This window comes from Pseudomonas sp. CFBP2511, assembly GCF_030209255.1.
GTDB classification, from domain to species: Bacteria; Pseudomonadota; Gammaproteobacteria; order Pseudomonadales; family Pseudomonadaceae; genus Aquipseudomonas; species Aquipseudomonas avellanae.
In genome coordinates this window covers 16,342-39,495 of the sequence record NZ_JARVSI010000018.1, presented here as the reverse complement: position 1 = coordinate 39,495, position 23,154 = coordinate 16,342, and the positions used below count along the sequence as shown (strand labels likewise).

At 56.5% G+C, this 23,154-nt stretch carries 24 protein-coding genes and 2 pseudogenes; 13 read left to right on the top strand and 13 right to left on the bottom strand.

Annotated elements, in window-relative coordinates:
- Positions 1 to 15: 15 nt before the first annotated feature.
- Entirely contained in the window at positions 16 to 879 is an 864-nt protein-coding gene (locus QRN38_RS15265; RefSeq protein WP_024667373.1) for a DUF6279 family lipoprotein, read from the top strand.
- Positions 880 to 995: 116 nt separating this feature from the next.
- Here the strand turns inward: QRN38_RS15265 and QRN38_RS15260 are convergent, their stop codons facing one another.
- Both QRN38_RS15260 and QRN38_RS15255 read right to left on the bottom strand, forming a co-directional pair.
- On the bottom strand, positions 996 to 1,298 hold the full coding sequence (locus QRN38_RS15260; RefSeq protein WP_057418488.1) for a hypothetical protein: 303 nt from the start codon (positions 1,296 to 1,298) through the stop codon (positions 996 to 998).
- A gap of 196 nt (positions 1,299 to 1,494) precedes the next feature.
- Positions 1,495 to 2,832: a DEAD/DEAH box helicase gene (locus tag QRN38_RS15255; RefSeq protein WP_005616197.1), complete on the bottom strand. Its 1,338-nt coding sequence runs from the start codon at positions 2,830 to 2,832 to the stop codon at positions 1,495 to 1,497.
- 403 nt (positions 2,833 to 3,235) lie between these two features.
- On the opposite strand from QRN38_RS15255, the gene QRN38_RS15250 reads away from it, so the two are divergent.
- The 3 genes from QRN38_RS15250 (at position 3,236) to QRN38_RS15240 (ending at position 5,746) form a co-directional block, all read left to right on the top strand.
- Positions 3,236 to 3,982: a substrate-binding periplasmic protein gene (locus QRN38_RS15250; protein ID WP_005767533.1), complete on the top strand. Its 747-nt coding sequence runs from the start codon at positions 3,236 to 3,238 to the stop codon at positions 3,980 to 3,982.
- 124 nt (positions 3,983 to 4,106) lie between these two features.
- The gene (locus QRN38_RS15245) at positions 4,107 to 5,039 is read left to right on the top strand and encodes an NAD(P)-dependent alcohol dehydrogenase (RefSeq protein WP_005767531.1); all 933 of its coding nucleotides are present in this window, start codon (positions 4,107 to 4,109) and stop codon (positions 5,037 to 5,039) included.
- Positions 5,040 to 5,041: 2 nt separating this feature from the next.
- Complete coding sequence (locus tag QRN38_RS15240) at positions 5,042 to 5,746, top strand: helix-turn-helix transcriptional regulator (protein WP_005767529.1); 705 nt, start codon at positions 5,042 to 5,044, stop codon at positions 5,744 to 5,746.
- A 104-nt stretch (positions 5,747 to 5,850) separates the two neighbouring features.
- On the opposite strand, the gene QRN38_RS15235 is transcribed toward QRN38_RS15240, so the two are convergent.
- Positions 5,851 to 6,612: an SDR family NAD(P)-dependent oxidoreductase gene (locus QRN38_RS15235; RefSeq protein ID WP_007245721.1), complete on the bottom strand. Its 762-nt coding sequence runs from the start codon at positions 6,610 to 6,612 to the stop codon at positions 5,851 to 5,853.
- A gap of 631 nt (positions 6,613 to 7,243) precedes the next feature.
- Between QRN38_RS15235 and QRN38_RS15230 the strand changes: the two genes are divergently transcribed.
- The gene (locus tag QRN38_RS15230; protein ID WP_010202297.1) at positions 7,244 to 7,597 is read left to right on the top strand and encodes a cyclophilin-like fold protein; all 354 of its coding nucleotides are present in this window, start codon (positions 7,244 to 7,246) and stop codon (positions 7,595 to 7,597) included.
- Between the two features lie 57 nt (positions 7,598 to 7,654).
- Here QRN38_RS15230 and QRN38_RS15225 read toward each other — a convergent pair whose 3' ends face one another.
- Together QRN38_RS15225 and QRN38_RS15220 are read right to left on the bottom strand one after the other, a co-directional pair.
- Positions 7,655 to 8,683: an alpha/beta hydrolase gene (locus QRN38_RS15225; protein WP_057418487.1), complete on the bottom strand. Its 1,029-nt coding sequence runs from the start codon at positions 8,681 to 8,683 to the stop codon at positions 7,655 to 7,657.
- A 49-nt stretch (positions 8,684 to 8,732) separates the two neighbouring features.
- Positions 8,733 to 9,944, bottom strand: coding sequence for an MFS transporter (locus QRN38_RS15220; RefSeq protein ID WP_057418486.1), 1,212 nt, complete (start codon positions 9,942 to 9,944; stop codon positions 8,733 to 8,735).
- 106 nt (positions 9,945 to 10,050) lie between these two features.
- On the opposite strand from QRN38_RS15220, the gene QRN38_RS15215 reads away from it, so the two are divergent.
- On the top strand, positions 10,051 to 10,944 hold the full coding sequence (locus tag QRN38_RS15215) for a LysR family transcriptional regulator (RefSeq protein WP_057418485.1): 894 nt from the start codon (positions 10,051 to 10,053) through the stop codon (positions 10,942 to 10,944).
- A 9-nt stretch (positions 10,945 to 10,953) separates the two neighbouring features.
- On the opposite strand, the gene QRN38_RS15210 is transcribed toward QRN38_RS15215, so the two are convergent.
- Positions 10,954 to 12,066: an XAC2610-related protein gene (locus QRN38_RS15210; protein WP_057418484.1), complete on the bottom strand. Its 1,113-nt coding sequence runs from the start codon at positions 12,064 to 12,066 to the stop codon at positions 10,954 to 10,956.
- A gap of 152 nt (positions 12,067 to 12,218) precedes the next feature.
- Here QRN38_RS15210 and QRN38_RS15205 point away from each other — a divergent pair.
- Positions 12,219 to 12,302: pseudogene (locus tag QRN38_RS15205) on the top strand (SDR family oxidoreductase); the annotation flags it as partial.
- Here the strand turns inward: QRN38_RS15205 and QRN38_RS28030 are convergent.
- A pseudogene (locus tag QRN38_RS28030) lies at positions 12,288 to 12,497 on the bottom strand (LysR substrate-binding domain-containing protein); the annotation flags it as partial. The pseudogenes QRN38_RS15205 and QRN38_RS28030 overlap by 15 nt on opposite strands.
- 64 nt (positions 12,498 to 12,561) lie before the next feature.
- Positions 12,562 to 12,873: an antibiotic biosynthesis monooxygenase gene (locus QRN38_RS15200; RefSeq protein ID WP_010202291.1), complete on the bottom strand. Its 312-nt coding sequence runs from the start codon at positions 12,871 to 12,873 to the stop codon at positions 12,562 to 12,564.
- 263 nt (positions 12,874 to 13,136) lie between these two features.
- Here QRN38_RS15200 and QRN38_RS15195 point away from each other — a divergent pair, with 263 nt between their 5' ends.
- From QRN38_RS15195 to QRN38_RS15185, 3 genes are all read left to right on the top strand, one after another.
- The gene (locus tag QRN38_RS15195; RefSeq protein ID WP_057418483.1) at positions 13,137 to 14,405 is read left to right on the top strand and encodes a mechanosensitive ion channel family protein; all 1,269 of its coding nucleotides are present in this window, start codon (positions 13,137 to 13,139) and stop codon (positions 14,403 to 14,405) included.
- A gap of 343 nt (positions 14,406 to 14,748) precedes the next feature.
- A complete protein-coding gene (locus QRN38_RS15190) occupies positions 14,749 to 15,168 on the top strand; it encodes a hypothetical protein (protein ID WP_057418481.1) in 420 nt (139 codons plus the stop codon).
- Positions 15,165 to 15,536 carry a hypothetical protein gene (locus tag QRN38_RS15185; protein ID WP_057418480.1) on the top strand — a complete coding sequence of 124 codons (372 nt, stop codon included), beginning with the start codon at positions 15,165 to 15,167 and terminating at the stop codon, positions 15,534 to 15,536. Before QRN38_RS15190 ends, QRN38_RS15185 begins: the two co-directional genes overlap by 4 nt.
- Positions 15,537 to 15,791: 255 nt before the next feature.
- Here the strand turns inward: QRN38_RS15185 and QRN38_RS15180 are convergent, their stop codons facing one another.
- Both QRN38_RS15180 and QRN38_RS15175 read right to left on the bottom strand, forming a co-directional pair.
- Positions 15,792 to 16,400: a hypothetical protein gene (locus QRN38_RS15180; RefSeq protein ID WP_024680610.1), complete on the bottom strand. Its 609-nt coding sequence runs from the start codon at positions 16,398 to 16,400 to the stop codon at positions 15,792 to 15,794.
- A 240-nt stretch (positions 16,401 to 16,640) separates the two neighbouring features.
- Positions 16,641 to 17,516, bottom strand: coding sequence for a LysR family transcriptional regulator (locus QRN38_RS15175; protein WP_005767508.1), 876 nt, complete (start codon positions 17,514 to 17,516; stop codon positions 16,641 to 16,643).
- Between the two features lie 99 nt (positions 17,517 to 17,615).
- On the opposite strand from QRN38_RS15175, the gene QRN38_RS15170 reads away from it, so the two are divergent.
- Both QRN38_RS15170 and dctA read left to right on the top strand, forming a co-directional pair.
- Positions 17,616 to 18,785, top strand: a complete 1,170-nt coding sequence (locus QRN38_RS15170; RefSeq protein WP_005767507.1) for a mandelate racemase/muconate lactonizing enzyme family protein — start codon at positions 17,616 to 17,618, stop codon at positions 18,783 to 18,785.
- 102 nt (positions 18,786 to 18,887) lie between these two features.
- Positions 18,888 to 20,195: a C4-dicarboxylate transporter DctA gene (gene dctA / locus QRN38_RS15165; RefSeq protein WP_057418479.1), complete on the top strand. Its 1,308-nt coding sequence runs from the start codon at positions 18,888 to 18,890 to the stop codon at positions 20,193 to 20,195.
- A gap of 45 nt (positions 20,196 to 20,240) precedes the next feature.
- On the opposite strand, the gene QRN38_RS15160 is transcribed toward dctA, so the two are convergent.
- Positions 20,241 to 20,849, bottom strand: coding sequence for a TetR/AcrR family transcriptional regulator (locus QRN38_RS15160; RefSeq protein WP_057418478.1), 609 nt, complete (start codon positions 20,847 to 20,849; stop codon positions 20,241 to 20,243).
- Between the two features lie 101 nt (positions 20,850 to 20,950).
- Here QRN38_RS15160 and QRN38_RS15155 point away from each other — a divergent pair, with 101 nt between their 5' ends.
- Positions 20,951 to 21,709 carry an SDR family oxidoreductase gene (locus QRN38_RS15155; RefSeq protein ID WP_007245738.1) on the top strand — a complete coding sequence of 253 codons (759 nt, stop codon included), beginning with the start codon at positions 20,951 to 20,953 and terminating at the stop codon, positions 21,707 to 21,709.
- Positions 21,710 to 21,778: 69 nt separating this feature from the next.
- On the opposite strand, the gene QRN38_RS15150 is transcribed toward QRN38_RS15155, so the two are convergent.
- Complete coding sequence (locus tag QRN38_RS15150) at positions 21,779 to 22,072, bottom strand: YciI family protein (protein WP_005767500.1); 294 nt, start codon at positions 22,070 to 22,072, stop codon at positions 21,779 to 21,781.
- Positions 22,073 to 22,126: 54 nt separating this feature from the next.
- The gene (locus QRN38_RS15145) at positions 22,127 to 22,939 is read right to left on the bottom strand and encodes an SDR family NAD(P)-dependent oxidoreductase (RefSeq protein ID WP_057417457.1); all 813 of its coding nucleotides are present in this window, start codon (positions 22,937 to 22,939) and stop codon (positions 22,127 to 22,129) included.
- Between the last annotated feature and the right edge of the window lie 215 nt (positions 22,940 to 23,154).

Below are 23,154 nucleotides of genomic sequence, written 5' to 3'. Positions count from 1 at the left end.
CGCCAAGGAGTTGTCATGCCGTCTCTGTTGAAAGCCTTCATCACCCTGTTGATGACCGTATCGCTGCTTGCCGGATGCAATCAGGTCGGGCTGGCGTATCGCAATCTGGATGTGATCATTCCGTGGACGCTCAGCGACTACCTGGACATGAACTCGGAGCAGAAAAGCTGGCTGGATGTGCGCCTCAAGCAACACCTGAGCTGGCATTGCAGCACGCAGTTGCCGGAATACCTGACCTGGCTGGACAAGCTGGAGGACATGGTCAAGAACGACCGCGTGACTTATGAAGGGCTTGAGGCCCGCACCAGCGAGGCCAAAGACGCGATAGCAAAGATCTCCCGGGAAATCACCCCGTCAGCTGTGGAACTGCTGTCGCGCTTTGACGACAAGCAAGTACAGGAAATGCAGGAGTCGTTCGCCAAGGATCAGCGCAAGCGCGAGAACAAATACCTCGACCAGCCGCTGGAACGCCAGATTGCCGAGCGCGCCGACCGCATGCAAAAACGCTTGACCCCGTGGATCGGCAAATTGAATCAGGCGCAGAAGGATCGAATTCAAGCCTGGTCCGCCTCGCTCGGCGAGCAGAACAAAGCCTGGATCGACAACCGTACTCGCTGGCAGAACCTCTTTTTGGCCACCGTACAACAGCGTCAGGCCAGCGATTTCCCGCAGCGCATCGCCGCCCTGCTACAGGACCGCGAAACGTTCTGGACGCCTGAGTACCGCAAGGCCTATGACCAGACCGAGAAGGCTGCCATCTCACTGCTGGTGGACATCACCGCCCAGAGCACGCCGGAGCAACGCACCCGCCTGCTGGGCCGCATCGCCGACATGCGCAAGGACTTCACCGACCTGGATTGTCTGAAGTCGCAGCAGTGATCGGGCGTGGGGAACGACAACGCTCGAGATAACTATCATGCCTGCGCTCCGCGTTGGCGCGCAGTTATGGTCGCTCTGCGTCCGGTCTTGAATCGGCACGCAGAGCATCCTTGGTATCAGGCAATCTGTGGCTTTTTAGCAATCTCTTCAAAGATCGATCGATCAAGAGGATCACCTGCCTGCTCGTTCAGCACCTGACGCGGATGATCGTTACCCGGAATGCTGCTGTCGATCAAAGCCAGCAGTCTTGCACCGAGAGCGGTAAGAATATAGGTAGAACCATCCCCGCCTTCCACATGAGGAAGCGGTTCGATAAAGCCGCGATTGAGCAGCGTCTCAAATTCAGTGGCTGTGGATTTGACGCCGTCGTTCTGCACGTCGTGCAACAAACTCTCAATAAGGTCCCAGTTGTAAGTCATTTTTCTAAACCTCCGTCCAGCATGGATTGATCGCCCATGACCTCCAGCCACAGGCATACGACTCAGAAAATGTGACCTGCGGGAGTGTGTGACGGTTCAGAGAAGCTGCTGGAAGGTATACAGGCGGTTGTCTGCGCAGAGGGCAAACGAGGGGAAGAACTGATCGTTCCCGCCTGCGCGGGAACGATCATGGCAATCACTCGGCAGCAGGGGCCGGGGTGCTGCGTTTTTTCAGGGGTGCCATGCCGTCCTGGCTGACCAGATCAGACTTGGGACGGTTGACCGTCTTGCGCTTGGTAGGGCCTTTGGCCGCTACTTTCTTCTTGTCGCCCTTCACGTCGGTCTTTTTCTTCTTGACGCCTACCGCCTTGCCCGACGCCTTGACCTTCTTCGGCCCGCCGTAGGTGCCTTTGACTTCCTTGATGACACGACGCTCGAAGCTCTGCTTGAGGTAGCGCTCGACGCTCGACATCAGGTTCCAGTCGCCATGACAGATCAGCGAGATCGCCAGACCGTCGCTGCCCGCACGGCCGGTACGACCGACGCGGTGGACGTAATCGTCACCGCTGCGTGGCATGTCGAAGTTGATCACCATGTCCAGGCCTTCGACATCAAGACCGCGAGCCGCGACATCGGTCGCGACCATGATCTTCGCGCCGCCCTGCTTCAGGCGGTCGATGGCGGCCTTGCGGTCCTTCTGGTCCTTGTCGCCGTGCAGCACGAACGCTTTGTATTCCAGCGCAACCAGACGGCCATACAGGCGGTCGGCCATGGCCTTGGTGTTGGTGAAGATAATGGCTTTCTGGTAGGTCTCGTTGGCCAGCAACCAGTTCAACACCTGCTCTTTGTGCACGTTGTGGTCGGCAGTGATGATCTGGTGGCGTGTGCCGGAAGCCAGTTCGCTGACGCTGTTGACTTGCAGATGCTGTGGATCCTTGAGCACCTTGCCGATCATTTCCCGCAGGCCGGCACCGCCGGTGGTTGCAGAGAACAGCATGGTCTGCTCGCGGCCGGCGCATTCGCCTGCCAGACGTTCGACGTCTTCGGAGAAGCCCATGTCAAGCATGCGGTCGGCTTCGTCCAGCACCAGCACTTCAACGTGCTTGAGGTCGAGGTTGCCAGCGTTGAGCTGCTCCAGCAGACGACCCGGCGTGCCGATAAGGATGTCCGGAACCTTGCGCAGCATGGCTGCCTGGACCTTGAAGTCCTCACCACCAGTGATCAAACCGGCCTTGACGAAGGTGAACTGGGAAAACCGCTCGACTTCCTTGAGGGTCTGCTGAGCCAGCTCACGGGTCGGCAGCAGGATCACCGCGCGAATATCAACGCGAACCTTGGCCGGGCCGATCAGGCGGTTGAGGATCGGCAACACAAAGGCGGCTGTCTTGCCACTACCGGTTTGCGCAGTCACCCGCAGGTCGCGCCCTTGCAGTGCGAGCGGGATGGCGGCCGCCTGCACGGGCGTAGGCTCGACAAATTTAAGCTCGGCCACAGCTTTAAGCAGGCGTTCGTGCAGGGCGAATTCGGAAAACACGGGTGTTACCTCGACGAAAAACAAAAATACAGCTGCATAGCGTAACGGTTTCGAGCGCCGGGGCCGAGTTTCTTTACCACCAAAGGTCGATTTTGTTTATCTGTTGGTCGATGACCTGCCGCCGAAAGCTACTCGTTCAAACGTCAAGACTCGGTGATCAAGCACGCCAGATCACGCTGGCAGCAAGATATCCACCACCAACCCACCGCCCAGGACAAAAGGTGGAGCGGGTGCACAGCCAGCTAGAAATTCGCAGCGTCCACCGGCTTGCCAGCCAGCAATCGGCCTTGATCATCGTAAAGCCCGGAGCGAAACCACCCGCGCAGCCGTCGCTGCTTGAGTCTATGCTTGCGCTGACTGTTCATCCGCCCTGAGTGATCGGACAGTCCATCAGGCAGGCAATGTGAATTATTCGACGCTGACTTCGGTGCTGTTGTGTCTGTTGCTCGGCGCCCCTGCCTGGGCCGATCATTATCAGGTCGTCACCGAAGAATGGGCGCCTTACAACTATGAAGAAAACGGCCAACTCACCGGTATGACCACCGAGATTGTCCGGGCGATCATGGCGGTCAGCGGGAACGACTTCAACATCGTGCTGGCACCCAGCATGAGGGCGAGTCATACCTTGCAGATGCGGCCAAAGACCATCATGTATTCCATGTTCCGCACGCCGGAACGCGAGGCGTTGTACAAGTGGGTCGGCCCCATCGTCGAAGAGTCGGTGCACCCTTATCAGTTGGCAACGGCGGCACCGGTCACCTCCCTCGAACAACTGCTGCACGCACCGCAAATCACCACGCGGCACGCAGGCCTGCTGCCCGACATGCTGCAATCGCTGGGCTTTAAAAACCTCGACAAAAGCGCTGCGCAAAGCGTCCAGCTTTACCGCATGCTGCTGAACGGCCGCACCGCCATCATCATCGGCGACACCGATGCGGGCGTGGCGTACCAGAGCCGACAGCTGAACATTGCCCCCGGCACGCTGCGACAGATACCCATCGAACTGTACCGCTCCTCGCTGTACATCGCCTTCAGCCGCGACTGTGAAGACGAACTGGTCGCCTCATGGGCCAGAGCGCTGGAGACACTGCGCCAATCGGGGGAACTGGAGCGTATTCAGCGAAGGTATGAGCAGCTTGTCGGGCAGTGATTGATGCCAGAAATGACACAGCGCTGTCTTTGATCAAACACTGTGCATCCTGCCAACCATGGTGACAAAAACTGTCCCCGTTACTGTGTACTGTCATCTCCACACTCAACGTGGAAGATGACTGATGCAACGTATTCAATACAGCAAATACGGTAGCCCGGAGTTGATGCGGCTTGAGGATTTCGAGTTGTCTGCTCCAGGAACAGGCGAGGTGGCGGTGCAGGTCAGGTTTGCGGCTATCAACCCGATCGACTGGAAACTGCGCAACGGGGTGATGAAGATCGTCACGGGCAAAGCGTTTCCCCGAGCGATGGGCATGGATTTTTCGGGCACGATCATCTCGGTTGGCGCGGGTGTCACTCGGTTAAAGGTGGGCGACGCGGTGCTGGGGCTTGCACGCTTCAAGGAAAGCGGCGCATTTGCTCAGGCTGTCGTGACCAAAGAAGCGTTTCTGGCCAAGAAACCCGAGTCACTTTCATTCGAGCTTGCAGCCTGCATCGGCACGCCGGGCATCACCGCCTGGAACGGGCTGATCGATAAAGCGAAGCTGCAGGCAGGCCAGCATGTGTTCATCAACGGCTGTTCGGGAGCAGTCGGCGAAGCGGCGGTGCAGATCGCGCGTGACTTCGGTGCCACGGTCTGGGGCAGTTGCAGCGCCGGGGATTTCGACCGGGCAAAAGCGCTGGGTGTACAGAATGTCTACGACTACAGAACCACCCATGTATCGGCTGTTCCTGCACGCTTCGATGTGGTCTACGACACTGCGGCAACGCTGACGGTATCGGAAGGCGTTGAGATGCTGAAACCGGGTGGCGTATTTCTGGATCTGAATCCTGGTCCTGGCAAGTTCATGCGTGCCCTCTTTGATCGCAGGCTCAAGCCCATCATCGGTTCGCCACGCGTCGAAATTCTGGATAAGCTGGCCGATGCTGCCAGCAAGGGCACCTTCAAGACCCCGGTGGGTGAAGTCGTTCCCTTGAGCGGCGCAATCAAATTGATCACCGAACTCGAGAAAGGTCGCAAGCTCGGTGGCAAAGGTGTTATCGCGATGGAGTAGGCATGGCCAGAAGTCATCGTTTGTTTGAGCTGATGCAAGCGCTTCGCCGACATCGCAGGACGGTATCAGGCGCATCTCTTGCGCAGGAACTGGGCGTTTCGCTGCGCACCATCCGTCGTGATGTGGCGACCCTGCAAGGCATGGGTGCTGATATCGATGGCGAGCCGGGCCTGGGTTACATTCTCAAGCCCGGTTTTCTGCTGCCTCCCTTGTCGTTCACGGAAGAAGAGCTACAGGCGCTGATGATCGGCGCACAGTGGGTCAGTCGCCAGACCGACGACAAGTTCGCCTTCGCTGTAAGAAACGCCCTGGCCAAGATCAGCGCCGTTTTGCCTGTGGAGATGCGCCCGACACTGGAGGACGAAACGTTCTACATCAGCAAGCCGCTCAGCGTTTCAACGACCATCGACCTGAGCGAGATCCGCCGCGCGCTGCGCGACCAGTGCAAGTTGAGCATCACGCTTGCGATAGAGCATGCGCCCAAGGATGCGCAGATCATCTGGCCGATCATGCTCGGCTTCATCGAAGCCAGGCGTCATCTGGCGGCTTGGTGTGAGGGCGACAGTCAATACCGGGTAATCGACATGGATGACATTGCAGACGCGCACGTGCTGACTGAACGCTACACACGCAACCGCCGCCAGCTCATCAAGGAGTGGCGTGCACTGGAAGTTCTGCCCTGCAACGTCCGGGGCGAGACCTGCTGACAGGACCGACCGCGCCCTTGACCCTCGCCCTGCCCTTCATGCCATGTACCGAACAGCTGGACCGTTTAATCGGCCAGCTTTTCGTACTGCCTGGAGCAGGGCGCTCAGTATCCCGACGCCTTGGCCAGTTGCCGCAATCCGAACTGCGGCGCGATGCGGCTCAGCAAATACAGCATCTGGCTCAAGCCTGGGCGAATCTCAGTCTTTCCTGCTGCAATACCGGCCATCGCCTGATCGACAAGTTTAGCGAGCGGCATAGGCGCCGGGCCTTTTGCCGCGTGCTCGCTGACCAGATTGTTAAACAGCGCAGTGTCGGTACTCGGCGGAGCAATCTCGATCACGTTGAGTGAGGTATTTTTGAATTGCACGCGCAATGCACGCGTGTAGGCATGTAACCCGGCCTTCGCGGCGCTGTAGATCGGAGACGCCGTAAAGGGAACGAACGCCAGCCCGGAGGTAATATTGACGATCATTGCCTGAGGCCGACTGAGCAGGTGCGGGAGAAACTGCTGCACCATTCTGATCGGGCCATTCAGATCAACGTCGATTTCAACCGCTACATCATCAAGCGAGCGGAGCGCAGAAAGTTCGATGTTGCGCATGATGCCTGCGTTGTTCACCAGAATATCTAGCGTCGGAAATTCGCGCATCAGTTGCTCATGCAACTTCACAATGTCTTCTGGTCGGCCGACGTCGCTGCGTATTGCCTTGACACCCGGCAACTCGCGCTGGGCTGCTTGTAATCTTGCCTCGTCCCGCCCGGTAATGATGACAACGTTTCCCATGGCCAGAAAGCGGCGGGCGAGTTCAAGGCCTATTCCGCTTGTCCCCCCTGTGATCAGTACTGTCTTTGCGCTCAAGTTCATTGCTGCCATTCCCATACTGACTTTGCTCTCATCAGGAAAAACGATCAGGACCACTTTAAATAGTGCGAATGTGAGCGACGCAGCCTGGCGCTACACAATTGAAGCTTCAAACCTGTCGCGGCCTGCAGATTCAATTGCCCAAGCAAAAACAGTCTGCGCTGCGTTAACAGCTCATCAAGGGCGTTGCCTTGTCCGTACCATGCTAAGTGGCGAGGCGGACAGTTTCTGTCACCAGGGTCCTGTGGCTGTTCATAACGGATAAACACTCTCCCCCACCGGTCGTTTTCCAGCGCATCAACATGCCACGATGCAAGAAACCGCATGCCTTGAGGCATAGGTGAAAAAATTGCACAGACGAAGCGCGAACATTCATGAGCAATGTTCATCTCGGCATGTACTCCCACGCAGACAAGAAACCGCTGCGCACCCGGTATGCTTCTTTCACAGCATTTCTCGGGGGAACAACGCCATGGCAGACGCACGAGTGAGACCTTCAAAAACAGAGCAATTCGCAGGCCTGACGTTATCGGCCTGTCTGGGGTTGAGCCTTTTGATACCGTTTATTCCAGGCACGGCTTTCGCACAACAACCCTATTCCTCATCGCCGAGTCATAACGTTCAGGAGCGCAGTATGAACATCAGCATGATTGCCGACGACAAGGTCGTCACGTTTCATCTGGAAGACAGCGCAACAACCAGAGACTTTGTCGCGATGCTGCCGCTTGAACTCACGCTGGAAGACTACGCTGCCACCGAGAAGATCGGCACGCTCCCGCGCAAGCTGGACGTGAGCGGTGCGGCGGCTGGCAGCACGCCAGTCGAGGGCGATATTGCCTATTACGCGCCGTGGGGCAATCTGGCGATTTACCACAAAGGCTTTGAATACTCGCCAGGGCTGGTGAGGCTGGGCAGAATCGAATCAGGCATGGAAACCATCCGAAAGCCAGGCGCTGTGGCGGTCAGATTTGAAGTCGCAAAAGACTGAAAACGAAAAAGGCCCTGCGCTTGCAGGGCCTTTTGAAGTGCTCGGATTACCGGCTGATTACTTCAGGTTCTTCTTGAAGAACTCACCCAGTGTGTCGAACGGGATGAGATCGACCCGATCATACAGATCCACATGCCCAGCACCCGGCACGATAATCAGTTGCTTGGGCTGGCCGGCCAGTTTGTAGGCTTCTTCGCTGAATTCCAGCGAGTGTGCAGCCGAACCCGCGATGAACAGCATGGGCCGTGGCGAGATCGTTGCGATGTCGTTGAACGGGTAGAAGTTCATGAACTTGACGTTGCTGGTCAGCGTCGGGTGGGTGGTCAGTTCAGGTGATTGGCCTTCGGGCGTGAACTCGCCCCGTGCCGTGCGATAGAAGTCATAGAACTCACGTTCGATTGGGCCGGACTTCTCAGTCAGCTTGTGCACGGTACCGCTGGTGTAGGCCGTGTCGCCGCCGCTGAATTCCACATCACGCTGCAGCGCCGCCTGCTCGATGGTTTTCTTGCGCTGCGCCAGGGTCTGCCCATGTTTAAGGCCATTGCGATTGGCGGCGCCCATGTCGTACATGCTGACGGTGGCGATGGCTTTCATGCGCGGGTCGATCTTCGCGGCACTGATGACAAAACTGCCGCTGCCGCAGATGCCCAATACACCGATGCGGTTCTTGTCCACAAACGTCTGGGTGCCAAGAAAGTCCACAGCGGCACTGAAGTCTTCGGCATAGATGTCCGGTGAAACAGCGTTGCGCGGCAGGCCTTCACTTTCGCCCCAGAACGACAGGTCCAGCGACAGCGTCACGAAGCCCTGCTCGGCCAGTTTCTGCGCATAGAGGTTGGCGCTTTGCTCTTTCACGGCACCCATCGGATGGCCGACGATGATTGCCGGTGCTTTTGTATTCGGGTCAGAGCCTTTGGGGATGAACAGGCTGCCGCCGACTTTCATCTTGTACTGATTAGTGAACAACACTTTTTGCGCAGTGACTGTGTCGCTTTTGTAGAAATTATCGGCACCGTGAGACATGTCTGCTCCTATCGCAGAATATGAGCTTATTAACAGCCCAAGCATCAAAAGAAACTTTTTCATGGAGCGTTCCCCTCATTGAATGATTGACCAGCGTGGTTTTGTTCAGCGCTTACGTGGGGCGTTGTTGATCAGTACGAGCGTTAAGTCGTGCCGCCCCGGCAAGCGCGGCCGAAGCCGCCAGCAGCACGCCACCGAGCGTGAACGGGCTCCACCAGCCGAGGTTGTCGAACAGCGCCCCCCCTACGCCCGCACCCGCCGTGATTGCCATCTGAATGGTTGCGACCATTAGCCCGCCGCCTGCCTCGGCATCGTCGGGCAGTGCTCTGCTCAACCACAGGCCCCAGGCAACAGGTGCTGGCGTGGCGATCAGCCCCCAGGCAGCAAGCACGGCGGCGACGGCCAGCGGCGAATGGCCCAGGCCGACGAGTGCCGCTGCAAGCACCGCCATCACCAGCGGAATCGCGATCAGCCAGGCATAAATGCGTTTTTGCAACAGCCCGCCAATCAGGTAAGTCCCGAGCAACCCGCTGGCACCCAGCAACAGCAGCATCAGCGACAGGGTGGTGACGCTTACGCCGGTGACGTCTTCCAGAAACGGGCGCAAGTAAGTGAAGACGGCGAACTGGCCCATGAACAGCAGCATGATGGCGGCCATGCCAATGGCGATCTGCGGAGTGCGCAGCAGTTGAAACGGGTTACGCGCCCGACTGTTCGGCGCGTTGTTCATCGCCGGAAGGCTCAGCCATTGCCAGACGAAAGCTAGTGCGGCGAGCGGGACAACCAGAAAAAAAGCGCCACGCCAGCCAATGTACTGGCCCATGAAACTGCCCAACGGCGCAGCCACAGTGGCCGCCAGCGCGTTGCCGCCGTTGATCAGCGCCAGGCCCTTGGCGACGGATTCTTTGGGCACCAGTTTCATCACGGTCGCTGTCGACATCGACCAGAAGCCGCCGATGGCGACCCCGAGCAATGCACGGCCGGTCATGAATAGCCAGCCGCTGGACGCCAGCGTGACGATCACCCCGGACACCAGCAACAACAGGCTGAAGCCCAGCAGGACATGCTTGCGGTCAAGATGCCCGGTCAACGAGGTGTTCAGCAGGCTGGTCAATACGGCAAAAAAGCCGGAAATCGAAATCGCCTGCCCGGCCTGGCCCTGGCTGATGCCGAGATCCTGCGCGATCGGTGTCAGCAGGCTGACCGGCATGAACTCCGACGCAATCAGCACCACCACACACAGGGCCATGGAAAACACGGCGCCCCAGGCAGGCGGGTGAGCCGTTGCCGTTGTCTGCTGCGGGGTTGATTCAAATGCGTTCATGCGTCACTGACCTGGCGAATAGCAAAATAGTCGGCACAGGTTAGGGCAAAGGGATTAGGATGATTAGATACCGCAATTCCCACGCGATTGTGAGAGATATTCAGCAATGAGCATACCCAAACTCAACGATCTGCAAGCCTTCCTGCTGGTTGCACGGGAGCAGAGCTTTACCAAGGCCGCCATCAAACTGGGTATCACGCCCTCGGCCCTGAGCCACACAATGCGAGCGCTTGAAGAGCGCATGGGCTTGCGCCTGCTGGCCAGAACCACACGCAACGTGGCCCCCACCGAAGCGGGCGAACAGTTGATGCGCTCAATAGGGCCGCTGCTGGATCAGATCGCCGCAGAAGTCGAAGTATTGGGCGAGCTGCGCGACAAACCCGCTGGCACCATCCGCATCACCTGTTCCGATGACGCCGCAGAAGGCATCCTTCGGCCCATGCTGGCGGGGTTTCTTGCGCAGTACCCGGATATCCAGATCGAAGTCTGCATCGACTACGGCTTCACCAACATTGTCAGCGAACGTTTCGACGCGGGCATTCGCCTGGGTGAATCCATCAGCAAGGACATGATCGCCGTGCGTCTGGGGCCGGACTGGCGCTTGTCAGTGGTCGGGGCGCCTGGCTACTTCGAGAACCATCCCGTGCCGCTGCAACCCCAGGACCTGACTCAGCACACCTGCATCAACATCCGCCATTCCCCGAACGGAAGTTGCTATGCCTGGGAGTTCGAAAAAGACAGCCGCAAACTGAACATCCGGGTCAATGGCCAGTTCACGTCCAACAGCATGATCCACGTCCTCAACGCCGCACTCGACGGCGTGGGCCTGGCCTACGTGCCAATTTCACTGGCCCGACCGCACCTCGAAAGCGGCCGTCTGAAAGAAGTACTGGTGGACTGGAGCCCGTACTTTGAAGGCTTTCATTTGTATTACCCGAACCGGCGTCAGGCGTCGCCAGCGTTTACGGCGTTTGTCGAGGCGGTGAGGTATCGCGGCTAGCAGCTCGTTTTACTGCGCAGCCTTTATAGCTTCTGCGACCTTGTTCAGCGAGCCTTCGGCAGGCTCGGCGAGCAGTTTAAGTTCGGTGGTTTTGCCGCGCACAATCACTTGCATGCCGGTTGGCGCGCCCTGCGCATCGCCCACAATCCGGTAAGTGGTGTCGCCGCGCACGAAGCTCAATGCGTGAGTGGCGTCGTCGTACTTCAGTTGCTCACCTTCGGCCTGGGGATACACCAGCCCGACCAAATTCTTGCTGTCCACTGCAGCGTAATAAACCGGCTCCGCAAACTCGGAGCGAAACAGGACAATCCGTTTGCCGGACGGCGCAAGCCTGAACGACAAGAGCGTTTCACGCTGTTCGTCTTCTTCCCAGACAATGCGGGTGGTGTAGGTCATTTTTCCATTCTGATTGCGGCCCACCGTTTCAGTCGGCAGCCCCGACCCGCCGGTGTGTTCAATGACTGTTTGCGTCTCCAGAACCGGCTCACCGTTATGGATGCCGTAAGTAGACATCTGGTGCCAGCAGCAACCGCTTTTGGTCATGGTCTCGACCGTACGGGTTTTCTCATCCACGCTGAACAGGCCGCAGTTACTTTGCGCCAGCTCGGTAAACGAATCGCTGTGCCGCAAACCGTCAGCCGTGCCGAGAAAGACCTGATACGAGGGGCCGTGATAGCAGCTGTTCTGACCGTCCATCAAGGCCAGGTCCTTGATGCCATCGAAATTGAAATCCTGATAGATCAATACGCTCTGCTCGCCGTAAGGCAACTCGTGCACATTGGTCTTGACCTCACCGGTTTTCGGGTCAGTGCCAAGCACCAGCTCATCGGACTGTACGCGGATCAAGGCTTTGCCGCTGGCCTTGTCGTAAACGTTGATGACGCCAGGACGAAACACGTCGTCCTTGGTGGAAATTTCCAGCGTGGCCCGGTATCGATCAGAAAAGTCCTGCAAGGTGTAGCTGTCCCTGGTCACGCCCGCAAAGCCTGCAGCGTCCATCTCACCATAGGTCGCCGGCGCAACGGCTGCACTGGCCAGGGTAGACGAGGCCAACCCGACAAGTACCCACAAGGCCTGCAACCCGAGACGTGACGCGCAGCGTTGAACGATGGATAAATGCAAGACGCAACTCCCTTGATAATGAGTGATGAGTGTACTTCAGCCCGACCAGCCTGTTAGTGAATGGTGTTCACAGGGCCAGGCAAGTATCTCTGGCTAATCAATGCTTCGCCAGTGCCCTAGAGTGGTGCCCTACCCCTCTTGAGAAGAAGTAAATGACCGAGGTAACAGTAGTCATCGGCGCGGGATCGATTGGCCAGGCCATCGCTCGGCGTGTCAGTGCCGGCAAGCATGTTGTGCGGCACATCGCCAAATAGCCGGACACCCGCATCAAACCCGTCTGCGACGATATCGACCAGGCGAGTGTCCGCCACACACTCGATATGGATCTGTGGGTTGTCCTTCAAAAAGCGGGGCATGACGTGGCGTATCAACAGCATGAAGGACGACTCGGACGCACTCAGACGTATCAGGCCCGAAGGCGTGTTGCGCTCGGGTTTCGCCCACGGCCCCGCGATGGAAAACAAGGCAGCCATCACCCTGATCCGTGATGCTGCGTCAGTTGCCGTGAGCTGCAGTAACCCGAGAAACGAAACTCCCAAAACTTAGGCTCGCGCCTGTGTCGATCAGGTAATCGAGCAACTGCATCATTGGCGCGTCATCGAAAGACCGGTTCATCAGGGATTCACTTTCCCAATAGCCGGTAAGCCGCCAGAGCCCCGCCTCTTGAGGGCTGCGCGTCAATGTGTAATCGAGGCATCCACAAGCGGCCTGAAGGCCGTCGATGTAAGTCCGGGCGGTCTGTGCGAACGTCGAGTCCAACGGCTCGACCAGGCGTATTTCAATAGTATTGATGCATTCGGTAGCCATCGGCTGATCCTGCTTGATTGGCTCGGCGCGAATCTAACTGCCGTCAGACCCGGCGACTACCTCACTGATCCTGCATATGCATGTGAGCTGGGCTCATCAATACGATCAAGCCCGCGTAACTCGCGACGTTGAAGTTCAACAATGGGCTTGCCGATACACTTTGAAATCATTGGCCAACGTTTACTTCGTGTTTATAGACCGCCCTGTCCGAACCGGTAAATGTTTTAATCACGCCCCCTCTTCACTCTCGGGCTTCGGGTTTCATGGATATTCAATCGCTTTGGCTTCGTACTCAGGAACTATGGGGCATGCTCGACCAGCATCCGTGGGTGCGCACCGGGCTGGCGCTGATCCTGTTGCTGACCACCGCGCTGGTGCTCGGCCGCGTGGCGCGCTTTGTGGTGCTGTACACCGTCAGGATGCTCGGTCGTCAGCCGTCGTTGCACTGGATCAACGATTTTCGCCATAACAAGGTTTTCCACCGACTGGCGCAAATGGTGCCTTCGCTGGTTGTCCAGTTCGGGCTCAACCTGGTGCCCGGCCTGACCGCCACGGGCAAGAACGTCATCGGCAACCTGGCCATGGCGTTCACCATTCTGTTCATGACCCTGGCCATCGGCGCACTGCTCAACGCCCTGCTGGACATCTACGCCCGCACCGAGCACGCCCGCACCCGCTCGATCAAGGGCTACGTGCAACTGTCGAAGATGATTCTGTATGTGTTCGCCGCGATCATCATCGTCGCCACACTGATCGACCGTTCGCCGCTGTTGCTGCTGTCAGGCCTCGGCGCCATGTCGGCGGTCATTCTGTTGGTCTACAAAGACACCCTGCTGTCGTTCGTCGCCAGCGTACAGCTGACCAGCAACGACATGCTGCGCGTCGGCGACTGGATCGAAATGCCGCAAGTGGGCGCCGATGGCGACGTGGTGGACATCACCCTGCATACCGTGAAGGTGCAGAACTTCGACAAAACCATCGTCTCCATCCCGACCTGGCGCTTGATGTCAGAGTCGTTCCGCAACTGGCGCGGCATGCAGCAATCCGGCGGACGGCGCATCAAACGCAGCCTGTTCATCGACGCCAGCGGCGTGCGCTTCGTACGCGACGATGAAGAACAACAACTCATGCAAATCCACCTGCTCACCGACTACATCGGCCGCAAACAAGCCGAACTGCTGGCCTGGAACGAAGCGCAAGGCAACGTCGCCCAAATGTCCGCCAACCGCCGACGCATGACCAACATCGGCACCTTCCGCGCCTACGCCCTGGCGTACGTGAAAAGCCACGTGGACATCAACTCCGGCATGACCTGCATGGTTCGCCAACTGGAGCCGACTTCGCAGGGCATCCCGCTGGAAATCTACTGCTTCACGCGTACGACGGTGTGGGTGGATTACGAGCGGATACAGGGGGATATTTTTGATTATCTGATTACGGTGATGCCGGAGTTCGGGTTGAGTTTGTATCAGCAGCCGAGTGGGGCGGATATGCGGGTTGGGTTGGGGAGTCGGCCTAACGAATCCGTGTAGTGCTGGCGCCGAAAGCACGCTGACGAAACGTTTTTGAAATCGCTAGGAAGAACTGCGCATTCACGTTTCAAGCTAACCAAACTCGCCTTGCATTACCTCGATTAACGCCGAAGTCCAGTACGCGAATTCTGCCAGGCACGCACATCGAACCTTGCAAAGCCTGACAGGGTATACAAGCACCTTGACCGCATTCGCCTGATCGACCTCATCTTCGTCATGGATGACGAGGGTTCGGACACTACCCGCCCTCTGAGCTGGACAATGCCAAAGAAATGAGTACATTCAGGCAAGCGCTCAATGCGGAGCCCGAGCAGCCCTACGTCACTTCCAAGGAATGTTTCTGATGTCAGTCGATAATATTGTTCGCAACTACAAACAGAGCCAGGCACAGCAGCTATTGGCTCGCCTCGAAGCAGATGAGAGCAAGCCTCATACGCTCGCTTCGCCACCTGACTCGAAAGAGTTCATCATTCGCATCCAGCTGAGCCATGAGCGTCACTACGATCAAGTCCATGAGCTACTAGAAAAAGTCGGAGTTACCCGGACGATCACGACTCGCGATGGCACCCAACGTGATCTTCCCCATGCGATGTTCTACCTGCGCCAGGGACAGAAAGTCACCAACAAGTTCGTCTTCGTAGCATTAGTGAATACGCTTGAAGAGCATGCAAAGCTCCACCACCTGCACGACCTCAATCCGCAAATCATGGTCATGAATGCGGACGAGGTTTACCTAGAGCTTGATCCGAGCAAGCAGTCATGATTGGGCATACCCACGGCTTCCCGGACTCCGATTGGGCGCAGGCGAAAGCCGCTGCACGAGAAATTCTGATCAGGCGAGCTCGGCTGAGAAGCCGTGAGCTAATTACATACAGAGACTTCGTAGCCCAGCTCCCATTAGCCATCGCACACGATGATCACCGGCTCAGCTTCCTGCTCGATGAAATCTCGACGGAGGAGTATGCCGAGGGACGAGGCTTCCTGACTGCACTTGTTGTGCATCAAGAAGACTGGAAGCCAGGCGTCGGCTTTTTCACCATGGCTCGTAGGTGCGGTGCTGAAGTGAACAATGAGGAGGCGTTCTACCTGGACACGTTCAACTATCTAGTGACGTACTGGCGAGCGCACTAGGGCTCAGTGAAATACGGGGGGGTCACGCTGGAAGCGGTCATGGGTTAACCTGAAGATGCAGCCCGATTATACTCAACAACTTTCAAAGGCTCCGAAATCTTTAAATCAGATTGCTCCCTGTTCTCTGAGTGGCGATGATTTGCTAGTGTGCTATCTCAAAATAAACGTGCCTGGCAGGCGTATCTATCCAGCTGAATATTCTATGAAAAACCCTCTACCTAAAGAGCTTTTATTTTGAGACTGCACACCAGGCGGTCAGCTAGACATAAGGGACTTGTACCCAACGTACATGAATGCTGCCATACAAATCAGATAAGCAGGCACAAGAAGCTTGAGGTTACGGGTGAGCTGGAGGATGGGTGAGGGGCCGACACGCCTGACCAAAAAATTCATAACCCCGATAGCACAAATCAAAACAAGCAGTGTGGAGCTGAACGACACGACAGCAGCATAGTCGGTGCATTTAACTTCAACCCGGCTTAAGACAAGAATAAAAGAGGAAAACACAGTAATCAGGGCACCTAACGACCACAAAGACAGATCACCAGCAAGCCTTCGTACAAACCCGGCAACACGCCCTTTCATAAACTCTCTAGACTTTGGTTTTTGGACAGAGGCCTCCAGGTCTTTGAAAAACAGCGCAGGGAGGCAAAGTAGCAAAGACACCGACCCCAGGCCGTTAATCATCCTGCCAAGTGATTGCTGCATCCGATCAAAGTAATCTAAGGGCTTAATGCCCAACGCGTCTATGGCATAGTAAGCCGCAAGCACTGAAATGGACGCCCAAACCACTGCACGAAATAATAGATCGCGATAGAGCTTTTCCTTTAGCCAATCGTCAAAATCATTTTTATCAGTTGCCATCAAGAACTCACTTGGTCAAATTAAAAGAATAATGGCTAAATAATACCACAGCAATTGAACTATAAGTACTCTCTCATTAGCAAGTACCACCCGAACGTCCATAGCGCGAGTTGGGTTTGATTGCGGAATATCCTCGACATGGTGACCCAGAAAGCACATCGACCAAGGCAGGTATTCTGGCGCAGATTACTCAGAAACAAGCGGAGCGCGCATTGAACAATCTGGCGGGAGAACACCACTTCACCACCCCGCCCTCCCCCAGAACTCTTCCGCAGACTGACTAAGCACTGCCTTCGGCCTAGTCAAATGAATCTCCAGCGGTATATCCCAGCTCTCATCAAGCGCTCTGACCAAGCGCCCGTCCTGAACTTCCTGTTCGGTGAGGCTCTTGGGTAGCCACGCCACGCCCTTACTTTCCAGGGCCATGGACATGAGTACCGCCGCAAGGTGGCTGCTGAACAGGGGCTTGAGGTGAAGGTAATCTTCCTTGCCACGCAGTCTGTGGGCGACGATGCGTCCCAGTCCGGATTCATGGGTGTACGCGAGGTAGGGCAATGCCGCAGGTGAGGTGCCGAAGTGGGTGGAAGCGCTTGCAAGCGGTACGAGAACGTCCTCGCCCACCTTCTTGCTGATGAACTGATCCGGGGCCAGTAAAGGCGGTACGTCGGGGTGGCGGTGGCAGAGCAAAAACTGCACTTGGCCATGTATCAGCATTTGCTCGCAGACCGCCATGCTGTCGGAATGCAACTGCACGGCTTCGATAAGCGCTCCGCTTTCCGAGCTTCGCAGCCACTTGGGGAAGAAGGTGAACGACAGCGAGTGGGTTGCCGCGAAGTTGAGTGACTTGGCTGCCACGCCAGCAACTTCCTGGGCCTCACTGCGCATCCGGTACAAGTGTCGAGCGGCTTCCTGGGCGCTGGGCAAGATCTGCCTTCCGGCCTCGGTGAGGGTTGCGCCTTGAGGTGTGCGGACAAATAGCGCAACCCCCATCCAGTTCTCCAGTGACCGAACTCTGCGGCTGAAGGCCGGCTGGGTGACATGGCGTGCCTGCGCGGCACGAACAAAGCTGCCGTACTCCGCAAGCGCTGAAAGATCTTCAAGCCAAACCAGTTCCAAGGGCCATGCCTCCTGTGCATAGGGTGCGGCATTAATAGCATTGGGCGGGTGGCGTCGCAACGCCTAACGTGGGGCCACAAACAACAAGAGGCCCCCCTCATGCGCATCGTAGACATTCGTGAAAAAACGGTTTCTATCGCCTCCCCGATTGCCAACGCCTACATCGACTTTTCGAAAATGACCTGCTCGGTCGTCGCGGTCATTACCGATGTGATTCGCGACGGCAAACCTGTTATCGGCTACGGTTTCAACTCCAATGGTCGCTACGGTCAGGGCGCGCTGATGCGTGATCGTTTCCTGGCGCGTATTACCGAAGCTGACCCGGACACGCTCATCGACCATGCAAACAACAACCTGGACCCATTCGCCATCTGGAAAGCCCTGATGACCAACGAGAAGCCCGGCGGCCACGGTGAGCGCTCGGTTGCAGTGGGCACCCTCGACATGGCGGTGTGGGACGCTGTCGCCAAGATTGAAGGTAAACCTTTGTACCGGCTGCTGGCTGACCGCTACCGCGACGGCGTGGCCGACGACAAGGTCTGGGTCTACGCAGCAGGTGGCTACTACTACCCTGGCAAAGACCAGACCAAGCTCAAGGCAGAAATGCAGAGCTATCTGGACCGTGGCTACGACGTCGTCAAGATGAAGATCGGTGCGGTGCCACTCGACGAAGATATTCGTCGCATCGAAGCGGTGCTTGAAGTGGTTGGGGACGGTCGTCGGCTGGCGGTCGATGCCAATGGTCGTTTCGATCTTCAGACCGGTATTGCCTACGCCGAAGCCATCAAGAAGTACAACCTCTTCTGGTACGAAGAGGTCGGTGATCCGCTGGACTACGCGTTGCAGGCCGAACTTGCCAATCACTATGAACTGCCGATGGCGACCGGGGAAAATCTGTTCTCCCACCAGGATGCCCGCAACCTCCTACGCCACGGCGGCATGCGCCCTGATCGCGACTACCTGCAATTCGACTGTGCGCTGTCTTACGGGCTTGTGGAATACATGCGCACCTTGAAGGTGATGGAAGAAATGGGTTGGTCTTCCCGCCGCGTGGTGCCGCATGGTGGCCACCAGATGTCCCTGAACATCGCAGCCGGCTTGCACCTGGGCGGCAACGAATCTTACCCGGATGTGTTTCAGCCTTTCGGCGGTTTTGCTGACGGGATCAAGGTCGAGAACGGTTATGTCGGCCTGCCGGATATTCCAGGTGTCGGCTTCGAAGCCAAGTCCGCGTTGTACGCCGTCATGCGCGAGTTGGGCGAAGGCTGATCAATCTCTATCTGCGGTCTCGTTGAAAGAGGCCGCAGAATCAGGCGTCACCCAACGACGCCACGCCACCTGCCCATCACAACAATAAAATGAGGTGCTTGCGTGAAAACTTCCAGGTCCCGCTGGTACGGCCAGCTGTATGTACAAGTGCTGATCGGCATCGTGATCGGCGCAGCAATCGGTTACTTCGTGCCCGATGTCGGCGCCAAGCTTCAGCCCTTTGCCGATGGTTTCATCAAACTGATCAAGATGCTGTTGGCGCCCATCATTTTCGGTACGGTGGTTGTCGGTATCGCCAAGATGGGCAGCATCAAGGAGGTCGGGCGGATTGGCGTGAAAGCGCTGATCTACTTCGAGATTCTTTCAACCATTGCGCTGGTGATCGGTCTGGTTATGGTCAACATTGTGAAGCCTGGCGTCGGGATGAATATCAACGTCAGCGCACTTGATGGCAGTGCTATCAGCAAGTACAGCCAGGCTGCCAGTGACCAAGGCGGCACTGTTGATTTCTTTCTCAACATTATCCCGCACACGTTCATGGGCGCGTTCTCCAATGGCGTCATGTTGCAGGTCATTCTGCTTTCGGTGTTGATGGGCGTCGCTCTGGTTCAAATGGGCGAAACCAGCAAGCCGCTGATCAATACCATCGATCTGTTCCTGCAAGGCTTGTTCAAGATCGTCGCCATGGTCATGCGCCTGGCCCCGCTGGGTGCGGGTGCAGGAATGGCATTCACGATCGGCAAGTACGGAATTGGTACGTTGCTGTCACTCGGTCAATTACTGGTCGCCCTCTATGTCACAACCCTGATTTTCATCGTCGTTGTGTTGGGTACGGTTGCCAGATGGTCGGGCATGCCGCTCATGCAATTCCTGCGTTACTTCAAGGATGAAATTCTCATCACGCTTGGCACCTGCTCGACGGAAGCCGTGCTGCCGCGAATGATGGTGAAGCTTGAAAAACTGGGCTGCAAAAAATCGGTAGTGGGCATGGTGTTGCCAACGGGATACACCTTCAATGCGGACGGCACTTGCATCTACCTCACCATGGCCGCGATCTTTATCGCCCAGGCGACCAACACACCACTGACCTTTGTGGATCAGATGATTCTGCTCGGTGTATTCCTGCTGACTTCAAAAGGATCAGCGGGCGTGGCGGGTGCAGGGTTTGTAACACTGGCGGCAACGCTTACAACCATCCACTCCATTCCACTGGTAGGACTCGTTTTACTTCTTGGCATCGACCGGTTCCTGAACGAAGCGCGGGCCGTGACCAACCTGATCGGTAATGGCATCGGCACCATCGCCATTGCCAAGTGGGACAACTCGTTCGATGTCGAGGCCTGCGAGCGTGAAATCGCCGCCATGAAAGATGAAAAAAAGGCGCGCAAGGCACTGCTGGCGCAAAAGTAATCTCAAACGCGCCTCGTGCACGTTGTTCAAATACCGCATGCCCGGTTACGGGTCTGCGGTTTTAACGCCAATCGTTTTGTTCAGGCTTTCGGGGCTGCCAGCACACAGGCCGTCCATTACCAGGTTCATCAATCTGGCGATGCGCAAGCGCCATTGGCTTTGAGAATCCACTTGCCATATACCTGCGATGGCCAGAAAAAAGTCGTCGGCAGTAATCCCGCTACGGATTGTTCCGGCTCTTTCATTAGCCCTTAAAAGCAGCTCGGCAGCCGCCTGAACCGGCACGTATCCCGTCTGCCCTGGAAACTCATACACAGATGCAGCCTGTCGTATCGCGATGGCGAGACCCGCCTTGGTCATCGCATATTCAACAAGGCAGTCCATCCACTCCCGTAGTGCGTCTTTGGGTGGTTTGGTGGCGAGCAGTGTTTCTGCCAATGAAGCCACTTGCTGCATTTCGAACTGATAAACCTCGAATACCAGTTTCTCTCGGGTAGGGAAGTGGCGATAAAACGTGCCCTGCCCTACCGCGGCCTTCTTCGCAATCGTGCTCAGCGGAACCGCAGGATCAGCCGTCAACTCCACCACCGCGACTTCCAGTATCCGTTCCCGGTTTTTCCTGGCGTCAGAACGCATCACCAACTCGTCAGTCATGAGCAACGATTTTCCTTGTGCGTATTGCTAAACGGACAGTTGTCCGGTAATTTGCCGCAAGTGGACACCTGTCCGCTTACGCATCATTTCTGGAGTCTACTATGAACGGCACTGGCAATACGATTCTGGTTACCGGCGGCACCTCAGGCATCGGCCTTGGTCTGGCCCTCAGGCTTCACAAGGCGGGCAATAAAGTCATCATCGCGGGTCGTCGCAAGGCCCTGCTGGACAAGATCGTATCGGAACATCCAGGTATTGAATCAGTAGTGCTCGACGTCACCGATCCACACTCCATCCAGCACAGCAGCGAAGCGCTTGCGATCAGCCATCCGAATCTGAACGTTCTCATAAACAACGCGGGCATCATGCACTGGGAGGACCTGACCGATGCGAAGTACCTGAGCACCGCCGAAAATATCGTGACCACCAACCTGCTTGGCACGATTCGCATGGTGTATGCATTTACTCCGAATCTGCTCAAACAGCCCAGCGCGACAATCGTTAATGTCAGCTCGGCGTTGGCATTCGTTCCGTTGCCTGCGACACCGACCTACAGCGCAACCAAAGCGGCCGTTCACTCATTTACTCAAAGCCTTCGGGTGCAACTGGCGGACTCGCCGGTCGAGGTTATCGAGCTTGCACCGCCGGGCGTGCGTACCACATTGCTTGGCCAGGAAAATGACGAGCACGCAATGCCGCTGGAAGCGTTTCTGGATGAGATCTTCAAACTGCTCGATATCTCCCCAACCCCACAAGAACTTGTCGTGGAGCGCGCCAAGCCTTTGCGATTTGCTGAAGCAAACGGTTCACATGGTGAGGTGTTGAAGATGCTTGCGGGATACAAACCGCCGGCAGAATGACGTTAAACGCGTCGGTAGCCGTTGATGCCATCGCTGTCAGCAGATGGCATCGCAGCCACGGCAAGATCATCAGCGCGCTTTCAGATGAAGCATTGCGTAGTGTTCGTAGTGCCCGCATCCGTTCTTCACGACAGGGTCTTGAGACGTAATCGCCGCGATGTCCTGATCATCCTCGATTTGATATAGCGAAACACCGTAGCTTCCGGCCGGATCGATCACCGGGCCGTGGGCTACGATCAATCCCTGCTCCAGCAGCTCATTCAGATAACTGCCGTGCTGACTCATCCACTGACGCTCATCAGCCGTCAGGGTTGTCAGAAAATCTGCACGCGGCGGGATGTATTTGCAAAGGTAATATTTCATGCGTCAAGCCTTGTTGTTTGAGTGCTTATTAAAAATCAGAACGTTATGGGCGCTTTAAAGCTTTTTGCCCGAGGCAATGCTTTTGAATATGGCGTTCTCGAAAACGCTCGGCAGATAGTGCTGAAGGAACAAGATCATTCCGGCCATTTTTGCAACAGGATGGCTAAACGGTGGTTTTTTTGTAGCGATCACGTTGACGATTGCGTTCACAACGGCTTTTGGTGATTCTGCCTCGTCGATACCCTTCTGGGTGACCAGGTCTACTTTTTTACGGTAAAGATCGTAGTCGGCGATCTTGCTGCCCGTCGCCGAGTGGGCATTGCTCCCCAAATTAGTGTTGAACCACCCGGGTTCGATCACGCTGACATTGATATTGAATTGATTCAATTCAAAGCGCAAAGACTTGAAGTAGCCTTCCACAGCGTGTTTGGAGGCCGCGTAGTAAGACAGATTAGGTGGCCCTATCAACCCGACCATCGAGCTGACGGTAATAATTTGCCCATTTTTCTGCCGACGCATGTACGGCAAGAGGGCGTTCGTCACTTTGACCGTGCCCCAGAAATTTGTCTCGAACTGCTGACGACCTGTTTCTATCGGTGTCTCTTCGGCAAGGCCGGTGACCATATAGCCCGCGTTATTGACCAATACGTCCAATCGGGTGATATGTTTAAAAAGCTCGTCAGTGAACGCCTGGACAGAGCTATCGTCATTGATGTCCAGGCGCAGTAGTTTGAACCGAACGCTGCCCGCGTATTTTTCAGGATAACGACTCGTGCCCACGACGTTGAAGCCTTGTTGATGCAGATGAGTGGCAAGCAGCAACCCGAAGCCCGATGAAGCACCTGTAATTAAAACTGTCTTTTTCATACGACTACCATGAGTGGAAGGAAAGGCGCAAACCTGTCTTGTTCTCGAAAGTGCTTGGGTAACTCTGCACCTCAGACAATGCATACAATGCTCGCCCAATGAACAGTTGGCACTCGCCTAACGCGCCAACCTGACCTCGAAACGCGCCAATTTTGTTCTGGCGTAACTGGCGTCATCCGCCGTTGTCGTGGCGTGATTGGCGACTTAAACTGGGC